This window comes from Pseudoalteromonas sp. BSi20480 (assembly GCF_000241365.1).
Taxonomy (GTDB): Bacteria; Pseudomonadota; Gammaproteobacteria; order Enterobacterales; family Alteromonadaceae; genus Pseudoalteromonas; species Pseudoalteromonas marina.
Genome location: NZ_BADX01000102.1, coordinates 21,622 through 32,658 on the forward strand (window position 1 = coordinate 21,622; position 11,037 = coordinate 32,658).

Genomic DNA, 11,037 nt, shown 5'->3' on the forward strand with positions numbered 1-11,037 from the left:
ATCAGTTCAAACACGAAAGATTAAGGTTATACAATGGATATCATTGCATCTTACGGCACGGTATTAGTTTTAATTGCCGCAGCTGTTGGTTTTTTCATGGCTTATGGTATTGGCGCGAACGACGTTGCGAACGCCATGGGTACATCTGTAGGTTCAAAAGCATTAACAATCAAACAAGCTATTTTAATAGCTATGATTTTTGAGTTTGCAGGTGCTTATTTGGCAGGTGGTGAAGTTACATCAACTATTCGTAAAGGAATAATTGATGCTGCACCGTTTGCGAATATTCCTGAACTGATGGTTTTAGGTATGATTGCCGCGCTATTTGCCGCGGGTTCATGGCTACTAATCGCTTCATTTTTAGGTTGGCCAGTATCAACAACTCACTCTATTATTGGTGCAATCATTGGTTTTGCGCTAGTAGCTGTGGGTACAGAAGCAATCCAGTGGAATAAAGTAGGCGGCATTGTAGGAAGCTGGATCATTACACCAGCTATATCCGGCTTTATTGCGTATCTAATATTCATGAGCGCGCAAAAGCTTATATTTGATACAGATGCACCATTAAAGAACGCTAAACGCTACGTACCAATCTACATGGGTTTAGCGGGTTTTATCATGGCTTTAGTTACAATAAAAAAAGGTTTAAAGCACGTTGGTATTAACCTAGGTTCTGTTGAAGGCTATGCGCTTTCAATTGGTGTTGCAGTGGTTGTTGCCATCATTGGTAAAATTGCTATTTCTCGCTTAAACATCGATCCTAAAGCTGATAAGCAAATGCAATTTAATAACGTAGAAAAAGTGTTTGCGGTATTAATGGTGTTAACCGCTTGTTGTATGGCATTTGCTCACGGTTCTAACGATGTTGCTAATGCAATTGGTCCACTAGCTGCTGTTGTAAATATTGTTGAAAACAACGGTGAAATTGCTAAGAAGGCAGCAATTGCATGGTGGATTCTTCCACTAGGTGGCTTTGGTATTGTTGCAGGTCTTGCCATTTTAGGTAAAAAAGTAATTAAAACAATTGGTGAAGGCATTACACATTTAACGCCTAGCCGTGGTTTTGCTGCAGAACTTGCCGCTGCTTCTACTGTTGTTATTGCATCAGGAACTGGTATGCCAATCTCTACTACTCAAACCTTAGTGGGTGCGGTACTAGGTGTAGGTATGGCACGTGGTATTGGTGCACTTAACATGAGCGTTATCAGAAACATTGTAGTTTCTTGGGTAATAACGTTGCCAGTTGGTGCTGCCCTTGCTATTGTTATCTTCTACGTACTGAGAACCGCATTTGGGGTTTAACAAAAAAGTACTAAAAGACTTTTAGCTTGAAAAGATCTCAATGCCCTAGGTATTGGGGTCTTTTTATTTGTGGAAAGAAAAAATGACCAATCTTCCAAGTATTAAACAGCTTCAGTATTTACTCGCTGTTCATCAGCATCAGCATTTTGGCCGTGCAGCCAGTGCCTGTTTTATTGGCCAGTCGACACTAAGCAGTGCCATTCAAAATCTTGAAGAAACGCTGGGTTGTCAACTTATTGAGCGTGAAAACCGAAGCCTTATGTTTACAAGCATAGGTGAAGAGGTTGTTGAGCGTTCACGAAAAATAATTAACGACACTATTAGTTTAAAAGAGCTTACAAAAAGCTTTTTAACGCCGCTTAGCGGTAAGTTAACCGTTGGCGTTATTCCTACTATTGCAAGCTTTATTGCAGCGCCTTTGTATCACTTTTGTCAGCAAACTTTTTGTGAATTAGAGTTGGTACTAATTGAGGATACCAGCGACAAATTACTGGATAAGCTAGAGCATGGGCACATTGACTTAGCGTTACTGGCATTACCGTATGCAACCGACAAGTTCCATACCCAAATTTTAGCAAAAGATCATTTTAGCTTAGTGCACCATAAAGATTATATGCCTGCAAAGGGCGTAGAAGACTTTAACCTATTACCTGATGCCAGTGTGTTTTTGTTAGAGCGAGAGCACTGTATGACGGGTCACGCGCTGAGTGCGTGCCATTTAAACCGCTCAAGCTGTATTAACCCATTTGAAGCGGCCAGCTTACATACATTACTCAGTATGGTTGAACACCAGCTCGGGGTGACCTTTTTACCACAAATGGCCATTAATGCCGGTATTTTAGAAAATAAACAGATGGTCGCCACACCGTCGCAAAGCGATGCTTACAGAGATATTGGTATTCTCTGGCGAAAAACTACTGGACGTATTCGCGATTTTAAATTGTTTAGCCAGCAGCTTGAGGTGTTTTTACAACGCCAATGTAGTATAAACTTTAATGAGCCAAGCAATTAAAGTTAACCGCTATTAAAAAATTAAAGCAGCCTACAATGGCTGCTTTTGACGTTGAACATGGCTTTCAAATGGCTCCAGTTCAGGTAAAAAAAGTAAGTAAATCCATACCACTACATTAAAGTAGGGCACGCATCCTAATACGGTAAATACTTTGACGGGGTAACCTTTTAAACTTGAATACCTGTAACATTGGTACGCAATAATAAGGTGAATTATCAGTAATAATATAACTAGTTGCGCCATACCTTCCTCCCTAAAACCCTTGTAACTTGTAATCAACCATGTATTGACTGGGGGTTGATGTCATGTTTATACAGCGTAATCCTTTAAATTACATGACATCCTCTTTATCTGATAAAGAAAGTATAGGCAAGAAAGAAAATAATGGAAGAAAAAAGTGACGTTAAATTGTTCGAATTTGTTAGTTTTAACCTAGGCTACTGTTGGTAAATACTTTTATTTTGATAAATTTTTTCAAGCTCATCATTTATTTTTTCAACAGGAACGGGGCGAGCAATAAAGTAGCCTTGTCCGTAGTCGACACCAATGTCTCTTAAAGTAGTAAATAATTCTTTATTTTCAACGTATTCCGCAACAGAATATTTATCGAGTGAGCGACTAATGTCGTTAATTGCTTTTACCAAAGCAAGGTCAATGGGGTCATTAAGCATGTCGCGAACAAACGAGCCATCTATTTTCACATGTTGAGCAGGTAGCTGTTTTAGGTAACTAAAGGTACTAAAGCCAGTCCCAAAATCGTCTATTGAGAAGTGACACCCTAAAGAGTTAAGTTTATCAATCATCTTACGTGTAGCTTGTATGTTATTTATGCTTGCGGATTCGGTGATCTCAAAAATAATCCGTGTGGCGGGAACATTGTACTTTTCAAGGTTCGATTCAATGAGTGGTAGCAGCCGTTCATCTAAGAATGATTGTGCAGATAGATTAATAGCAACTTGGCTAAGTTGAGGGTATTTTGCAACACTGGCAATTGCATTTCTAATTACGCACTGATCCATTAAAAAGGTGTCGTTAAGCATTTCTAGAGACGGAATAAACTGATTAGGGTAAATAAGAGTGCCTTCATGCTTTAAACGCAATAGTGCCTCAAAGTAAGCAACTTTTTCTGCTTTAAAATCCCATATAGGCTGGTAATGCAATTCAATATTATTCTGTTGAAGTGCTTGGCGGATTTCGTGTCCCCACTCAAGACCTGTTTGAAGTGTATTGTTGTGCGCATCTTCTTTTGAATAGCAATGTACTAAGTTACGGCCTAAGTTTTTTGCAATATACAAAGCAATGTCGGCTTGTTTTAAACACTCATTAGGGTCGTTATTGTTTACTGTAATTTGCGTTAAGCCGATAGAGCAGCTTATTGTGTAGCTTTGCTCGTTTGACTTAAAGGTATGCTGCTCTATGGCACTACAGACACCTTCTGCAATAAGGTGCGCATCGAGTAGGTTCATATTTTTTAGAATGACGGCAAATTCATCGCCACCAATGCGACATACTAAGTGTTCTTTTTCAATGTTGTCTTTAAACAGCTGTGCCACATCTTTTAACACCAAGTCGCCTTGATGATGGCCTTGGCTATCATTAATAATTTTAAAATGATCAAGGTCAATGTAAATCAAGGCATGCTCAATATCGCTGTGAGTATGTTTGGGTTTACAAATACGACTTAGCTCTTGGTCAAAGTGGTATCGGTTGTGTAGGCCAGTTAATGGGTCATGCAGCGCAAGGTGGCGTAATTGAAGTTCGGCTTGCTTACGCTCGTGAATGTTATCAATAGTGACAGTGATCGTTGCATTATTGCGTCTGTTTTTAATTAGCTGCAACCTACATTCAACCCAAATTTGGCCACCATTTTTATGTTGGAGTTTTACTTCTATTTGCTGATGATCGTTTCCGCCACCAAGTATATCATCGATGGTTGCTTTTAGCTTTATTTGACATTCACCAGTATAAAATTGCGTTAGGCTTTTTTGCAGGCTCGTTTTAACGCCAAAACCACTTAAGGTTTCCCAGGCTGGGTTTATAAAGCGAATTTTTCCTAATTGGTCGAGCTCAAGAACAACAGTATTAAGGTGCAATAATATGCGCTGATGAGCTGAGAATAGTTCTTTGTATTTCACTTCGCTGACGCTTAACTGCTCTACTTTTTGAGCAAATTCAGCGTAGCTCACCATAAAGTCTTCTCGGCGAGCGGCATGATCACATACTTTATTTAAAAATGAAGGTTCGTAAGGGGCGCGAATAAAATCGGTTACACCCGATAACAAAAGCTGTTCTGCATAATCTGCATCAGGGTTATCTATAATAGTAACAATGGCTTGCTTTGGGTTATGTTGTAAAATATTTTCGACAAGCAGGCTAGATTCATCTGCTTTTTCTTGTGTGGTATCAAGTAGTACGATTGAGAATTGTTGTTGGTTGTACTGGTTCAGTGCGGCTTTACACGTTGTGACATGTGTAATAGCAAAATTTAGTTTTAGTTCTTCAGTTATCGACTCCGCTTTGTTTGCGTGGGGCTCCAACAAAAGTAGGTTTAGTCGACTGCTTTTTTCTAAATGTGTAGATAAAACATTAGCCAGAACTTGCGGTAGCATATCTTGGTTTTCAAAAGGCAAAACAGCATCGATTCCGTAACTACGGGCGGTTGTTTCTGCAATTCGTTCGCAGTAAGTCGGGGGCATCAACAAAATAGGGGTGTTTTTAGGGGTTTTTAATAGCCCTGAGCGAATCATACGAGAAAAACGCCAACCGTCTATTTTACCCACATTTAATCCAGTGATAATAATATCAACCGGTTGTTGCTTAAGAGTTTTAAGAGCTTCCTGGCTATCATTTGCTTCGATAAAGCTAAATACGTTAAGCTTTTTTAAAGTATCTTTAATCACCCTGCGCTCAGCACGGCTTGCATTTAAAATCAGCAAATTTAATTGTTCTGCCACGCAGGAGATCCTAAAAATCGTAATTTACTACCATTACTAAGGGTAATAAGTTTTGTTAGTAAGAACAAGTAGATTTGAATAATGCCCCAGAATAGAAGGATGCTTAGGTTTACAGAAGTTGAGTTGGCTTCTTGAGCTTAATTGGCGATAGATATACACTTGGCGCGATTTTTAATGATGTGGATTACCAACTATGCGCGTAGCTGACTTTAGTTTTGACTTACCCGATGAATTAATTGCTCGCTTTCCTAAAAAAGATCGTACGAGTAGCCGCTTATTAAGCCTCGATGGTCCAACAGGGGAGATAAGCCATAAAGTATTTAGTGATATTCTTGAGCTAGTTAACGAAAACGACTTACTCATTTTTAATAATACGCGAGTAATACCAGCACGTATGTTTGGCCAAAAAGCATCGGGCGGTAAGGTTGAGGTACTTGTAGAACGAGTATTGGATGAACACCGTGTGCTTGCTCATGTTCGTGCAAGTAAATCATTAAAACCAGGCAATGAGGTTATCTTAGAAGGCAAAGCTAAAGCCACTATGATTGCCCGTCACGACACCTTATTTGAGCTGGAATTTGATCACAGCAAAAATGTACTCGATACACTTAACGATATTGGTCACATGCCGTTACCGCCTTATATCGACCGACCAGATGACGAAGCTGACCGCGAACGTTATCAAACAGTATATGGTGAAAAACCAGGGGCTGTGGCAGCACCTACAGCGGGCTTACATTTTGACGAACCGCTTATGGCTGCGCTTAAAAATAAAGGTGTAAAAATGGCCTTTGTCACGTTACACGTAGGCGCAGGTACATTTCAGCCGGTACGTGTAGAGACTATTGACGAACACGTCATGCACTCAGAATACATTGAAGTACCACAAGATGTTGTGGACGCTGTAGCACAGACTAAAGCGAGCGGTGGGCGAGTGATTGCTGTTGGTACTACATCAATGCGTTCGCTCGAATCAGCTGCAAAAATACATGGCGGTAAATTAGATACTTACTTTGGCGATACCGATATTTTTATTTTTCCGGGTTACCAATTTAACGTCGTCGATGCCATGGTCACTAATTTCCATTTACCTGAGTCAACGTTAATTATGTTGGTGAGCGCCTTCAGCGGACAAGACAACATAATGGGTGCCTACAACACAGCAATAGAACAAAAATATCGCTTTTTTAGTTATGGCGATGCTATGTTTTTAACACGTAAATAGCGCTGTTTTATTTATTATCAAATATAACTAACACTCAGCCCCAGCATACTTGCTGGGGTTTTTAGTTGCATATGATTATAACGAGCGAATTTACCGCAGCTAATAGTATTAGCAGTGCAAAAAGGGTAGAATCGAGCGGTTAAATTATAGCTTGTTGGACTGTTTTTCCGACATTGAGGATGATATGAAATTTGAATTAGACCGCACCGACGGTAAAGCGCGCCGTGGCCGCTTGATTTTTGACCGTGGTGTAATAGAAACACCTGCATTTATGCCAGTAGGTACTTACGGTACTGTTAAAGGCATGACACCTGATGAAGTTAAAGCAACAGGTGCGCAAATTTGTTTAGGTAATACCTTTCACTTAATGCTTCGCCCTGGTACTGAAATTATTAAGCAGCACGGCGATTTGCACGACTTTATGAATTGGGACTTCCCAATTTTAACTGACTCAGGCGGCTTCCAAGTATTTAGTCTTGGCGCAATGCGTAAAATTACCGAAGAAGGTGTTTTGTTTCAGTCACCTGTAAACGGTGACCAAATAATGATGTCGCCAGAAAAATCAATGGAAGTGCAACGTGATTTAGGGTCAGATATTGTAATGATATTTGACGAATGTACGCCATACCCTGCTACTGAAAAAGAAGCTAAAGACTCTATGGAGTTGTCTCTTCGTTGGGCTAAACGCTCAAAAGAAGGTCACGGCGATAACCCTTCTGCGTTATTTGGTATTATTCAAGGTGGTATGTACCCAGAATTACGTGCACAATCACAAGCCGGTTTAGAAGAAATTGGCTTTGACGGCTATGCACTTGGTGGTTTATCAGTTGGTGAACCTAAAAACGAAATGATGAATATTCTTGATCATTGTGCGTACAAAATGCCTGAAAATAAGCCGCGTTACTTAATGGGTGTTGGCAAGCCAGAAGATTTGGTTGAATCGGTACGCCGTGGCATAGATATGTTTGACTGTGTTATGCCGACGCGTAATGCACGTAATGGTCACTTATTTATTACCACTGGTATCATTAAAATACGTAACGCAGTGCACAAAACAGATACCGGTCCACTCGACCCTGATTGTGATTGCCATACGTGTAAAAATTACTCGCGTGCTTATTTACATCACCTTGATAAATGTAACGAAATTTTAGGTGCACGACTAAACACAATACATAACTTACGTTACTATCAGCGTGTTATGGAAGGCCTGCGCAATGCAATTAGCGAAGGTAAACTAGAAGAATTTGTAAAAGATTTTTACGCTCGCCGCGGCCAAGAAGTGCCAGAGCTTGCAGATATAAAAAATTAAACTTTAAATTTAAAGAGGAAGTATTATGAGTTTATTTATTTCAAACGCACACGCATCAGCTGGCGCACCTGCAGCCGGTGGCGGCATGGAAATGCTAATCATGTTAGCTATTTTCGGTTTAGTTTTTACTTTTTAATTTACCGCCCACAAGCTAAGCGTGTTAAAGAGCATAAAGGCTTAATGAATGCGATGGCTAAAGGCGATGAAGTACTAACCCAAGGTGGTTTAGTAGGTAAAATTGTTAAAATTGCAGAAGATAAAGATTTCATCGTTATCTCTTTAAATGAGCAAGCAGAAGTTACAGTTCAAAAAGCGTCTGTATCTGCTGTATTGCCAAAAGGCACAATGAAGTCGCTATAAAAATAATAAGGACGACCCCGTGTTAAACAAGTTTCCAGTGTGGAAGTATTTACTTGTTTTAGCTGTGGTTGCCATTGGCCTTTTATATGCCTCTCCAAACTTGTATGGCCGTGACCCGGCTATACAAGTTTCGGGCGCTAAAGGTGCTGATGTTGATCTCAGTGTAGTAGACAAAGTAAACGCAACCCTTAAAAAACATAACGTAGCAGTTAAATCAACTAAGCTTGAAGGCGGGCAAATACTTGTTCGTTTTAAAAATGTTGAAGAGCAATTAAAAGCACAAGATTTACTGCGTGACTCGCTAAGTGACGATTACATTTCAGCCATTAATATGGCGCCGGCTCAACCTCTTTGGTTAAAATCCCTTGGCGGAAATCCAATGAAGTTAGGTCTAGATTTAAGTGGTGGCGTACATTTCACCATGGAAATCGACATGGCAACAGCGGTTGATAACCAGCTTGAGCAAATGGAGCAAGATTTCCGTAGCGATCTACGCGAAGAAAAACTTCGTTATCGCAGCGTTCGTCGCGTGGCTGGCTCTGACCGTATGCGTGTTGAAATGCGTAATGAAGAAGATAAAAATGCTGCAGAGCGCTTTTTAGAATCTCGTTACCCACTTAACGTATACATTGATGACAGCAGTAACGATAATGCATTTTTTGCCACTATGAGTGAGCAAAAGCTGAAAGAGATTCGTGACTACGCCATCAAGCAAAACGAAACAATCATTCGTAATCGTATCAACCAAATTGGTGTTGCAGAGCCAAACGTACAGCGCCAAGGTGCTGAACGTATTATTGTGCAATTACCCGGTGTGCAAGATACCGCTCGTGCTAAAGAAATTTTAGGTGCGACAGCAACGCTTGAGTTTCGTGAAGTAGACGAAAACGCCGATCCAAGCGCTGCCGCTCAAGGCCGTATCCCTGCGGGCACTGAAATGATCATGAGCCGCGACGGTTACCCTGTGGTACTTAAAAAACGCATTATTCTTGAAGGTAGCCATATTACTGGTGCGCAATCTGGCGCAGATGAATACCAACGCCCACAAGTAAGCATTTCACTCGACAGCAAAGGCGGTTCAAAAATGAATGCCTTTACTAAGCGTGCTATTGGCAAGCGTATGGCAACGGTATTTATTGAATACAAACCATCAGGTAAAAAAGACGAAAACGGTAAAGCACTTCCACCTATTAAGGTAGAAGAAGTTATTAACGTGGCAACAATTCAAGCTCGTTTAGACCGCTCTTTTCGTATTACAGGTATTGATAACCCAGCTGAAGCACATAACTTAAGTTTACTGCTTCGCGCTGGTGCACTTGTTGCACCCATTCAAATTGTTGAAGAGCGTACAGTGGGGCCAAGCTTAGGCCAAGAAAACATTGAAGCAGGTATGACTGCGGTTGCACTTGGTTTTGCGTTTGTACTTGCCTTTATGCTTATTTATTACAAAGGGTTTGGCTTAGTGGCTAACTTAGCGCTTGCGGCAAACTTGGTGCTTATTGTTGGCATAATGTCACTTATTCCAGGCGCTACGTTAACCTTGCCGGGTATTGCAGGTATTGTACTGACAGTTGGTATGGCGGTTGATGCTAACGTACTTATTTTTGAACGTATCCGTGAAGAGCTGGCCGATGGTCGTAGCCCGCAACAAGCCGTTCATTTTGGTTACGATAGCGCATTCAGTACTATATTTGATGCCAATATCACTACGTTAATTGCGGCAGTTATATTGTTTGCAGTGGGCACGGGCCCAATTGCAGGCTTTGCCGTTACATTAGCTATTGGTATTTTAACTTCAATGTTTACAGCCATTGTTGGTACCCGAGCTGTGATCAACTTATTTATTGGTGGTAAACGCATTGATAAACTTTCTATTTAAGGGGCAGACATGCAAATTTTAAGTTTGGGTAGCAGAACCCTTCGTTTCATGTCTCTTCGAAAAGTGGCAATGGGCTTTTCTACGCTATTAATTGTAGCGTCGATAGTATCAATGTTTACGAAGGGCTTAAATTTTGGTCTTGATTTTACCGGCGGCACCGCGGTAGAAGTGGGTTTTTCTCAACCGGCTGATCTTAAAAAAGTGCGTAATGTACTTGGTGAAAATGGCTTTGCTGATGCATCAGTGCAGTTATTTGGTTCGAGCCAAGATATATTAGTGCGCTTAGCTCCACGTGGAAGCGATGTTAAAGCTGAAGTGATTGGTAACCAAGTAATTGATGCCCTGAAAAAAGCGGACGACAGCGTGGTCATGCGTCGTATTGAGTTTGTCGGCCCAAGTGTCGGTGAAGACTTGAAAGAGCAGGGTGGCCTAGCCATGTTAACTGCACTTATTTGTATCTTAATTTACGTTGCATTTCGTTTTGAGTGGCGTTTTGCTGTGGGTGCTGTAGGCGCACTATTACACGATGTAATTATCACTTTAGGTTTGTTTTCAGTACTGGGTTTAGAGTTTGATTTAACTATATTAGCGGCAATATTGGCGGTAATCGGTTACTCACTCAACGATACTATTGTTGTATCTGACCGTATTCGTGAAAACTTCCGTAAAGTACGTATCGACGATACCGTTGAAATTATTGATATTTCACTTACGCAAACACTTAACCGTACACTTGTTACATCAATCACCACAATTTTGGTATTGATTGCATTGTTTGTATGGGGTGGACAAACCATTCATGGTTTTGCTACTGCATTATTGTTTGGTGTATTTATTGGTACATATTCTTCTGTATATGTTGCAAGCTCGGTTGCACTTGCAATGGGAGTAAGTAAAGAAGATTTAATACCAGAAGTGATAGAAAAAGAAGGTGCAGATCAAGATCCGATGGCAATGCCATAATCTTAAATGCATTAAAAAAACCGCTCTATG

Annotated in this window: 8 protein-coding genes and 1 pseudogene; 7 read left to right on the forward strand and 2 right to left on the reverse strand. The window is 40.6% G+C overall.

Features of this window, described 5'->3' with window-relative positions:
• Positions 1-33 precede the first annotated feature (33 nt).
• Entirely contained in the window at positions 34-1,302 is a 1,269-nt protein-coding gene (locus P20480_RS07190) for an inorganic phosphate transporter (protein WP_008130472.1), read from the forward strand.
• A gap of 82 nt (positions 1,303-1,384) precedes the next feature.
• Positions 1,385-2,314: a hydrogen peroxide-inducible genes activator gene (locus P20480_RS07185; RefSeq protein WP_008130473.1), complete on the forward strand. Its 930-nt coding sequence runs from the start codon at positions 1,385-1,387 to the stop codon at positions 2,312-2,314.
• 30 nt (positions 2,315-2,344) lie between these two features.
• Here P20480_RS07185 and P20480_RS07180 read toward each other — a convergent pair whose 3' ends face one another.
• Both P20480_RS07180 and P20480_RS07175 read right to left on the reverse strand, forming a co-directional pair.
• The gene (locus tag P20480_RS07180) at positions 2,345-2,557 is read right to left on the reverse strand and encodes a hypothetical protein (RefSeq protein ID WP_008130474.1); all 213 of its coding nucleotides are present in this window, start codon (positions 2,555-2,557) and stop codon (positions 2,345-2,347) included.
• A gap of 194 nt (positions 2,558-2,751) precedes the next feature.
• Complete coding sequence (locus tag P20480_RS07175) at positions 2,752-5,268, reverse strand: EAL domain-containing protein (RefSeq protein ID WP_008130476.1); 2,517 nt, start codon at positions 5,266-5,268, stop codon at positions 2,752-2,754.
• A 193-nt stretch (positions 5,269-5,461) separates the two neighbouring features.
• Between P20480_RS07175 and queA the strand changes: the two genes are divergently transcribed.
• The 5 genes and pseudogenes from queA to secF all read left to right on the forward strand — a co-directional run bounded on the left by queA (position 5,462) and on the right by secF (position 11,007).
• Entirely contained in the window at positions 5,462-6,493 is a 1,032-nt protein-coding gene (gene queA, locus P20480_RS07170) for a tRNA preQ1(34) S-adenosylmethionine ribosyltransferase-isomerase QueA (RefSeq protein WP_008130478.1), read from the forward strand.
• 184 nt (positions 6,494-6,677) lie between these two features.
• Entirely contained in the window at positions 6,678-7,805 is a 1,128-nt protein-coding gene (gene tgt / locus P20480_RS07165; RefSeq protein WP_006791189.1) for a tRNA guanosine(34) transglycosylase Tgt, read from the forward strand.
• A 25-nt stretch (positions 7,806-7,830) separates the two neighbouring features.
• Positions 7,831-8,165: pseudogene (yajC, locus tag P20480_RS18270) on the forward strand (preprotein translocase subunit YajC).
• 19 nt (positions 8,166-8,184) lie between these two features.
• A complete protein-coding gene (gene secD / locus P20480_RS07160; RefSeq protein ID WP_006791187.1) occupies positions 8,185-10,044 on the forward strand; it encodes a protein translocase subunit SecD in 1,860 nt (619 codons plus the stop codon).
• A gap of 9 nt (positions 10,045-10,053) precedes the next feature.
• Positions 10,054-11,007, forward strand: coding sequence for a protein translocase subunit SecF (secF, locus tag P20480_RS07155; RefSeq protein ID WP_006791186.1), 954 nt, complete (start codon positions 10,054-10,056; stop codon positions 11,005-11,007).
• Positions 11,008-11,037: the final 30 nt, after the last annotated feature.